The following is a 14238-nucleotide window of genomic DNA, read 5'->3' on the forward strand; positions in this document are numbered from 1 at the left end:
GTCGTTTTTTCAGTGGGGACTCAAGCCAATCCGAAATGAAAACGAAGACGTGTGTTTCTGATCCAAATCGATCCGACGAAACGCTGCGCCGGCTCGCCCAATTGAGAGAAACGGTTTCTCGCTGCGATTGCGAGTCCTGCCGCAAGCCACGTCGGACGAGGAAGGCCTTCTTCCGTTCCTCGTTGGTGTTCGCCCTATTGCTTCTGACAACGGCAGGCGGAAGTCTGGCCGCGACCGACCCGGTTCCTTCCACCTATTATCAAAATCTTGTCGAGCTCTTTAACCGTAAGTCCATGAGCGTATCGAAACCGAGTGCACTTCTCGTTGAAAGCAACAACTGGCAAAGCGAGAGGGTCATTTTCCGTGACGTGACGTATGGCACAGAGATGTGGAAACTGACAAACGACCCCGACTTCAGCAGACACAATAACGGCATAAACAAGACTCCGTGGAACTGCGACGGATCCCGTATTGCCTTCGTGTCGCCGCGCCGCGCGCCGGGCGAGCTATACGACGGAGACCCGGATTGGTACATTATGAACGGTGATGGCAGCGGATTTCGCCGTCTCCTGCCTTACGGGGTTACCAATGCCTCGTACATTCCTCCATACACAAGAATTGCGGCCTGGGACAGGGTGAATGCATCTTTTATATACTTCGGGTACTTTGACGGTCTCTACAAGGTGAATTTGGCATCGGGGGACCTGATGACACTCGAAGAGAGCTTTCCAGAGACGACCAGAAGAAAAGAAATAGACACCTATCTCTCGGAAAACAACAGGGTGATGGTGATTGACCGCAACCAATACATCCGGGATGGTTCATTTTATCCTAACGTATACATGGTAGACCTCAACAAGGCAAAAGGAGCACCGGGTAGACTTGTCTCCTACAACTTGCACTTCAACCTCACGGGTATCACGGGCCACTCCGTTTCAAACGAATGCTGCTACCATGATGACGGCACGACGTTTATGAGAACGGCTGACGATAGCTGGCAACTCACGTACGAAGCTCCCGAGGGTGGCGAAGCCCTGATGTTCGAGATTCCTTACAGTGGAAATAGAGATAGTATTACAGTCATGATGAGTCGACCTGATCCTGCTCTACCTTATTACTCTCACCCTGCTTGGGGAATGAACAATGAAGTGGTCTATTATGATTCAGACGGGGACAATGACTATGGTTTAATACTTAGAAATAACAGGACTAAGACCTTTCTACGACAATTGGTAGCCATGCCTTATGCTGGTGGAGGTCATACCGCTTGGGATGGCTACGATTCAACCTGGGTATTTACAGCCCCTACTATTGGATATACTTGGGGAGGTACGATTGTTAAAGCTAGAACTGATATGACATATGCTGCCCCAATTGCAAATACCTATTCATTTATAAATGGGGGTGCTGGAGATTACTCAGCAAATCCTAGACCTGCCCAGAGTCCTGATGCGACAAAGGCGTTTTTCACGTCAAGCATGCTTCAGACCTCCGACGACAGAGTTGACATGTATGTTGCCGTGTCGAGACACCCCTACCCTCCTGCGAACGTCAGAGCATTGTCTCTATCGCAGAATCAGGTCACACTGGCCTGGAACCGTCCGCAAGTCGCCCGAGAGATCAAGGGGTTTCACGTATATCGCTCCGTTGATTCAGACAACAACTTCCTCGAAATCTCCCCGGCCGTGATAACTGATCAGGAATACGTGGATAACACTGTTTCTGCCGGACATTCGTACTACTATGCCGTGACTTCTGAGGAAAACTCGGGATTGGAATCCGATTATCTTTCCAATGTGCTGATGGTGACCGTCTCGAGTGGCTCGGCTACCTGGAACAACTACCGTGCAGAAGGTCTGACTGGATGGGACACCACGCATCCCGGAAAGGCAAACAGTCTGTCTGTCTCGCAGGTTTCTGCCGGCGTATATCAACTGACTTGGCAGGGTCCCACTGATAAGGACGTCCGTTACTACAACATCTACTATTCGGTGGCAGGAGCCCCGGCATGCACTCCACAAAGATTGATCGCATCACCTGGCGCCGCGGCGACCAAGTTCGTAGACTGGCAAGCCAATTCCAGTTACTCTCCTTATTACGCTGTGACGGCAATGGACAGGGCGGGAAACGAATCGCTCCCGACCTACTTTCCTTCCTCAGGTTCCGACACAACCCCACCGGCCCCGGTCGGGGATCTTCGCTAGCGCCTTCGTACACCCTATTTCGCAAGACTCCAATCTTCACTCAGCGAGCAAACGATTGAGTTGCGTGCCTCCAGCGCACCTGTTAGTCTCCCGAAGAGTTATGATATGCGAACATGGACTAACGTAGCATCCAACTGGGCCTTCTATATTCTGAATATTGGAGTCGCATTCTATCTGTCCCCTTTCATGGTGCGCATGCTCGGCGACTCTCAATTCGGAGCCTGGAATATTCTCGTATCGCTTACAGGATACATGGGTCTGGTGGACCTCGGCGTCAGGTCGGCCGTGGTCAAGTATGCTGCAGAATATTGGACAAAGAAGGATTATGCAAGGCTGACCTCACAATTCTATTCTTCGTTTCTTTCTCTTGTTATTGGCGGCTCTGCTCTACTGATAGTTGCTTTGGCTGTCCGCGATCATCTTGCTCTATGGTTGCACATAGGTGGTTCTCTCGGGGAACCATTTGCTGCTTCCATCCTCCCGAGCGCGTTGGCTGTGATTTTTTCCATAGGCAGCGGGCTAATAAGTGGCTACATGTACGGCGTCGGTCGGTATGACATTTCCAATCTGGCCGGTACGATCACGCTTGTTCTTAGAACCACGGGAATTGTACTTGTTCTTTCACGCGGAGGCGGCCTTCCGGAGCTTGCCTGGGTGGTGGCTATCACAGCGATCTTGAGTTGTCCCGTGTCGTTTCTAATGCTTCGCCCCCTCATCCCATCTCTCAGGTTTTCAACCGCTTCTTTCAGTCTGGAAAGCTGGTTGGAGGTTGTTCGTTATGGTCTCTTCGCGTTCCTGGCCCAAATAGCGGCAAGAGTCTCGCAAGAGACCGGCAACATCATAGTGGGGGTTGGAGTCTCCACCACGGCTACCGCTTACTACGCCATAGGCTTGAGCCTCGCTGGGTATCTGAGAGCCTTCACTTCTTCGGCCGCAGTCGTAGCCATCCCGCTTACCAGTGGAATGGCTGCGCTCAAAGACATGGCAGGAACGCGGCGAGTCACAATTTTGGGGACAAGATTTGCAGTAGGTTTTGCATTGTGTGGGTTTGTCAGCTTCTTCTTCTTGGGGCGCGACTTCCTCCTGATCTGGTTGGGAGAGCGGTTTGCAGCCAACACGTGGCCCACCGGTCTTGTGTTGCTCCTCGCACTTGTATTCCTCTCAGCTCAGCAGTTCTCGTACGCAATGCTTTTTGGCCGGGGCAAAGCAAAGCTCCCTGCCTTCGCGATGGTGGCCTCTGCCATTGCAAACGTCTTGTTAGGCGTTTTCCTTGTTCACAGGGTGGGCGCAATAGGGGTCGCGCTTGGCAGTTTGATTCCTGCGGCTGTAATAGAATTTGGGTTTATCTCATGCTACTTTGCTCCTAAGGAACTGGGAACTACGCGGCTCTCTTACCTCAAACAGACATGGGTCGGGCCGCTCATTTGCGTTTTCCCATGTGTGTTGAGCGGCCTATTGGCACGAAGCCTTGTCGAAGTCTCCGATTTCCCGAGATTGATACAAGCGGGACTATTCTTGCTGGGCGGCTACTTCATTCCCGCATGGTGGATATGTCTGGAAAAGGAAGAGCGAACCTCAATCGGCACCAAGGTGACAACCCAGCTCAGGCGCGTGGCAACGATCGTCTCAAGATAGGACATCTCGGACCTCTGTTGCAAAACCACCCCCGCCGGCGTGCAGAAGGCATCGGAAGAACCCTCGCGAAAGCGGCGCTCACTCGCTACGCAGGGAGCGACGCTTCAACGACCTGGCATACGAGGAGTTACGCCGACCAGCTCAGCACGCTCCGTGGCACAGTTCCTGCTCCCCAAAGGACTTGGCTATCGGCTCTTTCATAGGCTACGTTTCCTTGAAAAGAGCAAACCAGTCGAAAGACTGGGACGCAGAGCACCGGGGCTGTGAAGAGGCGAAGTCGTCGCCCCTTCTGTTCGCCGAGCCGCCAAGGGAACTTTACACAAGTTCTTCTGGCGGCTTTTTTCTTTGGCTCGCCGGGAGGAGGATGACGCGATGAACTTTTCCACTAGAGTACTAATGGGATTGACGACTCTCTTGGTGCTTGCAGCTTCAACGGTAATGTGCGCCGTGGGCGAAGCAGCGGACTGGAATGCCATCACGCTGACGTGGACGGCCCCCGGCGACGACGGGTCGACGGGTCTGGCCTCGCAATACGACATCCGGTACTCCGTGTCAAGCATCAGCGGCACTGACACCACAACGTGGTGGAGCCAGGCGACGCAATGTACCGGTGAACCCACTCCCCATACCGCAGGCACCACCGAGACCTTCATGATCACAGGATTACAGGCGTCCAAGACCTATTACTTGATGGTCAAGACTGCAGACGAGGTGCCCAACTGGTCTGGGTTCTCTAACGTGGCGGTGCGTGCCACTACCGCAGCGCCCGATACCATCGCTCCGGCCGCGGTGAGAAACCTTGCCCGCCTGGAGCAGAATTTTGGACGGTACGAAGATTTTTTGCTTGTGCTCGCGGACGCATGTGCTAGTGTGGCTCCCGAGACGCAAGGGAGGGTCAGTTTAGCTCAGGAAGAGACTGAAGTCCTGAGCGGCTGGCCTATTCTGTTAGAAGAGCCTGCGAGAGACTACAAAACATTCGGCGGAGTCGTGTAATGCGTGCCTTGAGAGGTAGACGTCTTCTCATAGCATTGGTGCTGGCAGTGTCTCCGATCTTGTCGGCGACGAGCGCAACGTTTTGCCATGCGGCCTGGCCCACTCTCGCCTCCGTCAGCGCGACGAGCGCGACGTTCAAGTGGACTGCTCCAGGTGATGACGGAACCGTAGGAAGGGCAAGCCAGTACGATCTGCGTTTCTCGAGAAACCAGATTCAAGGCACGGATTCGCTGGGCTGGTGGATCGCGCCTACCACAGCGACATGTGCGGGTCTCCCGGTGCCCGGCGAACCAGGAAACACGGACAGCTTCGTCGTGGCCGGCCTCGCGCCGGGTAACACCTACTATTTCATTTTGAGAACCGCCGACGAAGTGCCGAACTGGTCCTTTTTCTCAAACATAGCAGTCGTAACGACTGCCGCCTCGCCGGACACAAACACGCCGGGTGACGAGACTCCCCCACCTCCAGTCGCTGGACTTACGGCCACGACAGTGGCGGGCGGCATCATGCTTACCTGGAGCCAGTCTTCTGCCGCCGACGTTGAAGGCTATTTGATCTACCGCAGTTATTCCCAGTACGAATACGAAGCGATAACTGCGGAATTAGTGTACGCGACTACTTATCTAGACAAGGACGTCATTGCGGGCCTGAGCTACAGCTACAGCGTGACGGCCGTTGACAATTCCGGCAACGAAAGCGCCCTCGCGGAGGCAACCTCCGCAACTGCTCCGTCTGTTCCGCCCGTTGCGACCAGGCTTTTGGCTCCATTCCCAGATCCGTGTCTGAGCGAGGTCGTATTGAGATACGAGATCGCCGATGACGAGATCCTGGGGACGATTAGGATTTTTGACATACATGGGAGACTTGTGCGTGGTCTAAGTGAAGGCAGGATGGAACCGGGTCAGTACGCGGTGATCTGGGACTTGAAGACCGACAACGGAGAGAGGGTGGCTCCCGGCATATACTTCTGCGTACTTGGCTCGAGGGAACTGAGCAGCGCAAGGAAAATCGCCGTATTGAAGTAGAGCTCCGAAGGCGATCCTGCCCGTCTTAGAGATCACCGCTCGCTGGAACTACGAACCCGCGATTATTACCACGCTAGCCGCGGCTGACAAGAGGGTGGCCAATCCTGCAAAGCTAAACACGGTCCCGAGGACACTTCTCTTTCTGGGGACCGTGATGGTGTCACCTGACCTGAGGTCCGGATTGCCCGAAGTCAAACCTTCCTTGAGGAATTTTTCCAGGTTTACCTTGAACACGGTGGATGCCGTGGCCGCCCTGCGCACGATCGTCACCTTTTTCAGGTCGGCCGTCTCTGTGGGGCCGCCTGAAGCCACAACGGCGCCCACAAGATCCCTCACCATGGCGACATCGTAGGTGCCAGACATTTTTACCTCGCCCAAGATATAGATTACGTAACCTTCGGGAGAGGCGGTGGTCCTGCTTGGGACCCTGATCGTATCGCCCGGCTGCAGTTTCACTTGCTCCCTTGCGTCGCCGCTCAGCATTCTCCTGACATCAACCGTGATCGTCTCACCCGTGCCGGCACGAATAATCTGCACTGCGTTGAGAAGGGCGCCCGCAGTTGGTCCGCCGGCCTCGCTAAGAACGTCCCAGATCGAAGGAATGGCGGAGAAAGTATACTTGCCGGGTTTGGCAACCTCCCCTATCACAAATATCTTGCGACTGTTGTACGCGACAACAGTCACGACGGTTTCGTTCACACGGAAGACCGCCAGCCTTCTGCTCAGATCCTTAGAAAGCTGGGAAGGAGTGAGACCTGCCGCCTTCACGTCTCCCAACAAGGAAAAAGCTATCGTCCCTTCGGGGGTCACGATAAAGGTCCCGGACAAATCGGGGCGCTCGCGTGTCACGACCGAAAGAACGTCGCTTGGGCCGATCACATATTCCGGTTCGTCTGCCGCCTCACAAAAGCTCGGCGCGAAAATTCCGACAGTCTTGGTGAAGCACGGAAGCACCGGGGCCACGGCTTGCATGAATGGAAGCGACAACATCCAGAAGACCAGGCTCGCAGAGAGGATGATCGGAAATCTTCTCATGGGTCTTTCTCCCCCGCCTACCCGCCTACGGAAACACTCAATCTCAGAAGGGCGCGTGCGCGCGACAAAATCCAGAGATGCGCAAGCAGGTCAACGGGCGGCATTCTAGCATCGCCCCCCCACCCTGTCAAACACATAAAAGGGGCAACGACACGGGGACGAAGGCGTCACTCGTTGGCAAAGGTGATCGCCTTGCCGAGCGAGAGACAAAACAACGAGGTAAACATCTTGACGTCTGGCGAATAATATTGTGGAATAGATTCGGCATGAGATGGATGCCACCGTGCTGTGAACGTGAACGCCAATCCCTTCGGTCTAGAAGCAACCGATTCTCTGGAGTGCTCGATCTAGCGGACATCATGCCTGCGAATTTACCTCCTCAGTATCATGAAGTTGAGAGAAAATTCAGAGAGGCCAAGGAGCCGGCTGAAAAGCTGGCCTTCTTGCGCGAGATGTTTGCCGTCTTGCCGAAGCACAAGGGTACCGACAAGCTTCAGGCCGATCTCAAGAGAAGAATCTCCAAGTTACAGGACAGCCTCCAGAAATCTCACAAGGTAGGAAGAAGACCGTACGCTTTCTCCGTCGAACGAGAAGGGGCCGCACAAATTGTGCTTCTCGGCGTTCCCAACTCCGGCAAGTCTAGTATTTTGAGGGCATTAACGCATGCCGAGCCCGAGGTCGCCGCGTATCCGTTCACCACAAGAAAACCCACGCCCGGTATGATGCCGTTCGAGGACATTCAGATACAACTCGTCGACATGCCGCCGATCGTCGAGGAAGGAGTTGAACACTGGTTTCCTCAACTGGTGCGAAGTGCGGACGCGGCCCTCATAGTGGCGGACGTGACTTCCCCAACGTTGTTCGAGGATATCGAACTGATTCATAGCGAAATGGGGCGATACGGCATTTCGCTGGTAGGCAGACTGCCGGGGAAATCGCAGGAGAGTGCGTCCGCGGAGCGTGCGTCGGAGCATGCGCCTACGACCGTGGATGCGCCGCCGGAGGCTCGCTCTGCGTCTTCACAGGAGCCCACGGGGGAGGTCGCGGCGAGCGAAGCCAAGGCCGTTAGGAAGGCGCTCGTGGTCGCCAACAAAGTAGATGTGACGGTGCAATCTGAGACTCTGACGCTAGTTAAGGAGTACCTGGGACAGAGCATGAAAGTAGTCCCGTTCTCTGCTCTCACTGGAGAGGGCACCGGCACCCTTGGCTCGCAGGTTTTTGAGATGTTGGCCCTTGTAAGGGTATACACAAAGGTGCCCGGCAAGAAGCCTGACTTGAACAGGCCATTTGTGTTGCCGGGTGGAAGCACCATACTTGACGTGGCCAGGCTGGTCCACAAGGATTTCGCTGCGAATCTGAGATTTGCCAAGACATGGGGTGCGGGGGTCTTCGACGGCCAGTTCGTCGAGAGAGACCACGTCGTGAGCGATAAAGACGTGGTAGAACTGCACTTGTGAGGATTGCCAAATAGCTTGACAGTTGGCCTTCGGAGGAGTATAATATCAGAGTGTTCCATCCCGTTTTGTGGTCAGCCGTCGGATTTTCCTATCCTCTCGGCTAGGGGTTTGTGGGGGTGCTCTTGCCTCCAACGCTGAAAGGAGCGTGCCTATGAGAGCGTGTGCGAACGTGTTCTGTGTTGTCCTCTCTGTCTTTCTTGGGATTCTTCTTCTGCCGACCCTCGTCGCTGCCAGCCCATCGGTGGTCAATGCGACGGCAGCGCTTAATTATGTTGGGGGTGAGCCCGGCAACCAGACGTATCGTTTGGACTACACAGTCGAGAATGTTGACGTACAACCGTCTCTCTCAGGCTTTGTTGTCTTCTTCGACAGCGACGGTCTCAATCGCTCGGACTTCGTCTCTTACGAAGCCCCTGCCGGCTGGGAAGACGTGTTTGTTACACCCGAGGCACCGGACGGCTCATGGAACCTGGAGTGGGACGAGCTTTACGGAACTAATCGGATTCTTCCCGGAGGGACCCTGGGCGGCTTCTCGATAACATTCACCTGGAACGATCCCAACTCTCTGCCCAGCGTCCAGTTCTTCGAGGCCTGGAACGGCGACGCCCACGAGGGCTACACGGTCGTTGTACCTGGTTCAAGCCTCCTGGGCGGCATCGAAGGCACGATTGTAACGGTCTGCGGGGGCACGTGCGGCGGTGGTCAAACAACGGCGCCCGCGGCCGGTGTGACTGTTGACCTCTTCACAACTGACAACGTGCTGCTTGAAGGCATCCCAACAGACGTGAACGGTCACTATTCCTTCATAGGATTGGCAATCGGCGATTACAACATAACGGTTGTTACTCCGGCCGGCTTTGTGGCCGATCAAGAGACCAAGACGACTTCTGTTTCCATGGGGCAGCCCACCGTCGTTGACTTCCAGCTTAGTTGTCTGCAGATCAAACCCGACGCCCGAAGCCACGGTTACTGGAAGCACCAGCTCAACTCCTTCTCGTGCGGCAAGTGCGGGAAGTGCGGCAGGGATAAGACCCCCGAGAGCCGTCTCGATTACTTGTGTCACAAGTGCGGGAAGTGCGGCAACTGCGGCAAAGGTGAGGCCTACCAGACCTTTGACAATTACTTGTGTAGCCAGTGCAGCAGGTGCGGGAGGTGCGGCAAGGGTAAGGAACACGAGACCCTTGACGATATGCTCTACTACATCGAAGAGATCGACGCTCACTTCAACAGGAACCTGCTAAATCCAGTGAAGATGATCTTGATCGACCCAGAAACTGGAGAAGCTGATCAGCTGAAAGTGCTGGACAAGCTACTTACGGTGAACAGATACAGCACGATGCGTGATAAGGCCAAGATGCAGGCGCTTGCCCTGTTGCTCAACGTTGTTTCGCTCAAGATCTCTCAGGCTCAAGTCATCAGTGCCGACGGTGCCAACGTAAGTCAGGCAGTTACGTATGTGAATGAGCTCATCATGGACATGGTAACGTCAAATGATGAGAGAGCGAAGGACATTGCCGAGTACATCAACAACGGCAGGAGGGTGCCGTCTGGCTGGATCCCGACCAGTACGCCTGTCATCTACTACGAGCGTGACCGGTACGGATCGATAGACTATCTGGGCAAGGGATTCCCGAACCCATTCTCCAGCACCGCGAGCATTTCCTTCGGTCTCAAGGGTGACGGTGCGGTTCCTGTTGACCTCAAGGTGTTCGACGTGACTGGTAGAGTGGTTAAGACTCTCGTGAGCGATGCTCTCCAGCCTGGCCAGCACTCGGTGTCCTGGAACGGAATGAGTGAAGAAGGTGCAAAGGTAAGCTCAGGCATCTACTTCTACGAACTTAAGACGCCGACGGGTGTCGCGACAGGGAAATTGGTTTACAGGAGGTAGTATGGTGGAGGGGGCGGCATTACGACTGCCCCCTCCAATCTTGCTCGTGTTCAACGTTGGTCCGTTCTTGGTTCAGGGTCCCCACCGGGAGAGGGGTTGATACTATGACCAAAATGCTACCGTTTCTTCTGACTGTGCTATTGGTAGGGTTTCTTCTGGTTCCTCTATCAGCTGATGCCTTACCTGAGACAGACGTTCAGTACAAGCTGTACCATCAGGGGGACTCTGGTTGGGTGAGGCATAACCCGGGCGATCCGTTCCCGTCTGGGGGAAACGTGTGGAAGTACGAGTACTCGGCGGCGAACTACCAGTTTGCGTACGGTGTTGAGCAGTTCATCATTTTCTTTAACTCTAACAACGTTCTCAGGTCAACATATTCATCTGCGCAGGCGCCGACGGGCTGGGCGGCGATCACATACTTTCAACCGATTGCGCCTAACAACAACTGGAAGGTGAGGTTTAGGCCGTCGTCGAGTTCATACTACATTGCGCTGGGCAGTTCGCTTGCTGGGTATGTTGTACAGTTCACGTGGGCCGTTTCCGATACAGTGCCTGGGTCGCAGAACTATGATTTGAAGACTAGTTCCACTTCTGACGCTGATGTGACGCACGAGGCGCCACCGGACATGACTTCTGTGGAGGCGACCACCTGGGGAAGGATAAAGGCACTTTTCTAGAGGTAAGCGACTGCTAGGCTTTGCTTCAGACAGGTATGCCTCGCCTGAAAGTGAGAGGCAGGAGCGCAAAACCACTCCTGCCTCTTCTTTGTTTCCCAAGCAGCCCCGAGCCCGCACGGCGCTGGAGCGAGTCGAGCACGGCAGCCCCGAAACCTCCGACTAGCGCAGCAACACCATCTTACGCAAGGCCGTCTTGCTCCCGGCCTCAAGCCTGCATACGTAGATTCCTGAAGCCACGGCCATTCCAGATTCGTCTTCCCCGTTCCACGTGGCGTTGTGCCTGCCTGCAGACATGCTCTCCTGCACGAGTGTTCTCACGACTTTGCCGGATATGTCGTAGATTCTCAGGGAAACCCTGGCCTGTTCGTCCAACCCGAATTCTATACGAGTCACGGGATTGAACGGATTCGGATGATTCTCCAGCAGACCAAACTTGGCGACCTCCGCAATCGGATTCACGCCCATGGGGCTACTTATGGTGAAGATGGCATCGCTGATATCTTCCGCAGTGTTCAGAGAGCCGTCGTACGCGACAATCTTCACGACACAACTGTCCGAAGGCGTGTCCGGAACCGTCCAGGCATAGACAGAATCGTTCGCCTCTCCCGTCGCAACTGTGTATGGGAAGGTCGCGCCGGCGTTGATAGAGTAGTAGATGCTCACTGAATCGACGCCGATGTTGTCCGAGGCAATCCACCTGATGGTATCCGGAGAATCTGAGTAGAAGACCTCGCCGCCGTTCGGCCTGACCACTGTTATGGACGGCGATGTTGTGTCTGGTGGAGGAGCTATGGTGAAGAGGGCATCGCTCACGTCTTCTGTCTCATTGAGGGAGCTGTCGTACGCGACCACCTTGACCACGCAACTGTCCGAAGGTGTGTCCGGAACCGTCCACGTGAAGGTGGAGTCGTTCGCCTCCCGCGTGGCAATCGTGTAGGGGAAGGAGGCTCCGCCGTCGGTAGAATAGTATATGCTGACAGAATCCACGGTCGCGTTATCACCGGCAATCCACCCGATCTGCTGCTCAGTGTCGACTTCCCATTCCTCACCGCCATTAGGAGAGGTCACGGCGATGCTCGGCGGCTGATAGTCCTGGGGCGCGAGGAGCCAGTCCACGACTCTCTTAATGACTGTCGCGCGGTTATTAGGAGCCGTACCGTTTGCAACCGCCTCGAACGGGAAAGCAAAGAACACAACCTTGTACGCCGCGGTTCCCGAGGCGGGATACCGCAAGGCGCCAGGATTGGAGGTCGAGTTTGTCAAGATCGCACCGGCATTGGGCCCGGGAGTGACGTCGTCGGAGTAGTTGTAGAAGGGATAACTCGTGGTCAAACTCAGACCGTTTGATATCGGATCGCCGGAAACACCCGTCTCGGAGGTGCTGGCGACATCCGGGATGAAATCCTGGACGTGGAGGTAGTTCTGTGCGAACGTTTCGAATCTCTCAGTCAAGTAGTCCTGCGACGAGAAGAAAAGCGTGCCACCGGCGTTCAGATAGCTCTGCAAGTTCGTCTCGTCCAGACCCGTGAGCGTGACGCTCGACTGCAAAGACGTGAACCAGATCACGATTTCTCTCTTGTTTAGCTCGGAGAGCGACGGCGAACCCTGTGTTTTCACTACCCAATTCGCGTAGGTGTAGCCGTTCGCATCCAGGGCCGCCTTGTAGTAGCTCTCGTAGGAGGACCCGCCATCATCGTCGACGAGAAGAATCGGCGCCACACCAACCTGAATTGTGACAGTCGCCGTCGTATCGTAGCTCGCCCCGATGATGGTCAGTGTGAACGTCACCACGTGGGCGGGGGGAGTGCCCGACGAGGCGGTGAAAGCGTAAGACGTATTGCTCGTGGCCTTCCCATCCAGAGCCATGTCCGAATACGTAGAGTAGTTATTGGAAATCGTGATGTACGAATCCGTTGTGGAAAGGAACGCAGATACATTGGTTACGGGCAGACCCCAGTTTTTCAACGTCACAGGCATCGTTACGCTCTCGCCGGCATCGACCACGCCGTTGTTGTTGCCGGTCGGATCGTGGATCACGTGCGAGTAATACTTCACGATCGGCCCGTCCAGCCAGCCCAGGTGCCCGGGAGTGAAGGCGCAGAGGAGTGTATCCGTTTGCTGCAACCTCATCATGCACCCCACTGCTTGAGAGTTGCAGTATTGGCAATTGCCGTTGTTGATGCCGTGGCTGCAAAGACCACAGCTCGTGCACCCACCGTAGCCGGCCTGATAGTACTCATCGCAGGCCCAGAAAACATGACCAGTCTCGTGGGAGAAGACGCCGTTGAAATCAGGCCAACCGTCGTTTCTATAGAGAAGGTTTACGTACCCGCCAAAGTAGGCCCACGCAAAGTAGTTATCCGTAAAGCGAGTAGAAGCGGGCGAGGGATTGTACTCGATGAACGCTGAGAAGGCCCAGTCGGTACCGTAATTTGATCTCGCCCACGTATCGTAAGCACGCACCCTGTCCAGGTGAGAACCTGAGGAGTAGCCGAAGCTCGCCATTATTTCTGCGATCCAGTCGGGCGCGTCAGAGGAAGAATGAAGTATGGGCTCGTAGCCGGTCTGGCATCGCACGTCCGTGCCTGGGTAGTAGTAGACCGTAAAAGAGAGGGGTTTCCCGTAGCGGGCGGCCTTGTTGGACCACCAAGAAAGACCTGACGTCGCGCTGTTGACGGCGTAAGTCACGGCGCTGGTCGTCCACGTGTATGTGTTCGGGTCCATCGAGCCGTCGCTTTCCACAAAGAACAGAGTCACCGTGACCGTGCCAATCATGTCATCACTGTTGCCCAGGGCGGCGAGCGCAGGGCTGAGACCGGAGAGCCCCTTTACTCCCTTGTCAGCATCAAAACCGACTGAACGAAGGTTCTCGAGGTACGCGTCTACGTCAAGAGGCGGGGCATCCCACGCGTCATTTATGAGCGGTGTCAACTCCGTCTCTCCTCGCAGCTCTTGTGCCTCTCTCGCCTCTTCCATCTCCTGTCTTAGTTGACCCGAGACGACCGAGTTGAAGAACCGCACATGTGCGAGCGTGACTTCATCCATTCCCGCAAGCATTGCCTCTGGAACGGGCTCTGTAAAGACGCCCTTTACTCCCGGCAACGCCGCGACCGTAGAAGAAAGCTCGGGCGGCACCCAACCCAACATCACCCCTGGAGGAAAGGCCACCGCAACGCGTGCACCGGTGCCCTGGACGGCGTCCCTGACGGATGCGAATGTTCGCGCGTCGTCTGTGGTCAGAAGCACCAGCGAGTAACCAACCATCCAGTCTTGGGAGACCTGTTGTGAGCTTACAGAGGCAGAAGCACTGAGAGGCAGGAGACA

The 14238-nt window shown here is 55.3% G+C and carries 9 protein-coding genes and 1 riboswitch; of the genes, 7 read left to right on the forward strand and 2 right to left on the reverse strand.

Going from position 1 to position 14238, the window contains the following annotated elements:
- Positions 1–197 precede the first annotated feature (197 nt).
- The 4 genes from NTX17_01210 (at position 198) to NTX17_01225 (ending at position 5857) form a co-directional block, all read left to right on the forward strand.
- Complete coding sequence (locus NTX17_01210; protein ID MCX5799997.1) at positions 198–2204, forward strand: hypothetical protein; 2007 nt, start codon at positions 198–200, stop codon at positions 2202–2204.
- A gap of 105 nt (positions 2205–2309) precedes the next feature.
- The gene (locus NTX17_01215; GenBank protein MCX5799998.1) at positions 2310–3839 is read left to right on the forward strand and encodes a polysaccharide biosynthesis C-terminal domain-containing protein; all 1530 of its coding nucleotides are present in this window, start codon (positions 2310–2312) and stop codon (positions 3837–3839) included.
- 212 nt (positions 3840–4051) lie between these two features.
- Positions 4052–4148: riboswitch (cyclic di-GMP riboswitch) on the forward strand.
- Between the two features lie 63 nt (positions 4149–4211).
- A complete protein-coding gene (locus NTX17_01220; protein MCX5799999.1) occupies positions 4212–4832 on the forward strand; it encodes a hypothetical protein in 621 nt (206 codons plus the stop codon).
- Positions 4832–5857 (forward strand): hypothetical protein, encoded by a 1026-nt coding sequence (locus tag NTX17_01225; GenBank protein MCX5800000.1) that lies wholly within the window; start codon positions 4832–4834, stop codon positions 5855–5857. Before NTX17_01220 ends, NTX17_01225 begins: the two co-directional genes overlap by 1 nt.
- Before the next feature lie 48 nt (positions 5858–5905).
- Here the strand turns inward: NTX17_01225 and NTX17_01230 are convergent, their stop codons facing one another.
- Positions 5906–6892 carry a polysaccharide export protein gene (locus NTX17_01230; GenBank protein MCX5800001.1) on the reverse strand — a complete coding sequence of 329 codons (987 nt, stop codon included), beginning with the start codon at positions 6890–6892 and terminating at the stop codon, positions 5906–5908.
- Between the two features lie 359 nt (positions 6893–7251).
- Between NTX17_01230 and NTX17_01235 the strand changes: the two genes are divergently transcribed.
- The 3 genes from NTX17_01235 (at position 7252) to NTX17_01245 (ending at position 10914) form a co-directional block, all read left to right on the forward strand.
- A complete protein-coding gene (locus NTX17_01235) occupies positions 7252–8349 on the forward strand; it encodes a 50S ribosome-binding GTPase (GenBank protein MCX5800002.1) in 1098 nt (365 codons plus the stop codon).
- A 151-nt stretch (positions 8350–8500) separates the two neighbouring features.
- Positions 8501–10237, forward strand: a complete 1737-nt coding sequence (locus NTX17_01240; protein ID MCX5800003.1) for a T9SS type A sorting domain-containing protein — start codon at positions 8501–8503, stop codon at positions 10235–10237.
- Between the two features lie 104 nt (positions 10238–10341).
- Entirely contained in the window at positions 10342–10914 is a 573-nt protein-coding gene (locus NTX17_01245) for a hypothetical protein (protein ID MCX5800004.1), read from the forward strand.
- Between the two features lie 159 nt (positions 10915–11073).
- On the opposite strand, the gene NTX17_01250 is transcribed toward NTX17_01245, so the two are convergent.
- Positions 11074–14178 (reverse strand): T9SS type A sorting domain-containing protein, encoded by a 3105-nt coding sequence (locus NTX17_01250; protein MCX5800005.1) that lies wholly within the window; start codon positions 14176–14178, stop codon positions 11074–11076.
- Positions 14179–14238 lie beyond the last annotated feature (60 nt).

Source organism: Candidatus Eisenbacteria bacterium (genome assembly GCA_026388185.1).
GTDB lineage: Bacteria > Eisenbacteria > RBG-16-71-46 > JAFGJU01 > JAFGJU01 > JAPLKG01.

What these genes read in the sequence shown, in the direction of transcription:
- NTX17_01215 (MCX5799998.1), top strand. Translation starts at nt 2,310, where the DNA reads ATGCGAACATGGACTAACGTAGCATCCAACTGGGCCTTCTATATTCTG.
- NTX17_01245 (MCX5800004.1), top strand. Translation starts at nt 10,342, where the DNA reads ATGACCAAAATGCTACCGTTTCTTCTGACTGTGCTATTGGTAGGGTTT.
- NTX17_01220 (MCX5799999.1), top strand. Translation starts at nt 4,212, where the DNA reads ATGAACTTTTCCACTAGAGTACTAATGGGATTGACGACTCTCTTGGTG.
- NTX17_01225 (MCX5800000.1), top strand. Translation starts at nt 4,832, where the DNA reads ATGCGTGCCTTGAGAGGTAGACGTCTTCTCATAGCATTGGTGCTGGCA.
- NTX17_01235 (MCX5800002.1), top strand. Translation starts at nt 7,252, where the DNA reads ATGCCTGCGAATTTACCTCCTCAGTATCATGAAGTTGAGAGAAAATTC.
- NTX17_01240 (MCX5800003.1), top strand. Translation starts at nt 8,501, where the DNA reads ATGAGAGCGTGTGCGAACGTGTTCTGTGTTGTCCTCTCTGTCTTTCTT.
- NTX17_01230 (MCX5800001.1), bottom strand. Translation starts at nt 6,892, where the DNA reads ATGAGAAGATTTCCGATCATCCTCTCTGCGAGCCTGGTCTTCTGGATG.
- NTX17_01250 (MCX5800005.1), bottom strand. Translation starts at nt 14,178, where the DNA reads ATGGTTGGTTACTCGCTGGTGCTTCTGACCACAGACGACGCGCGAACA.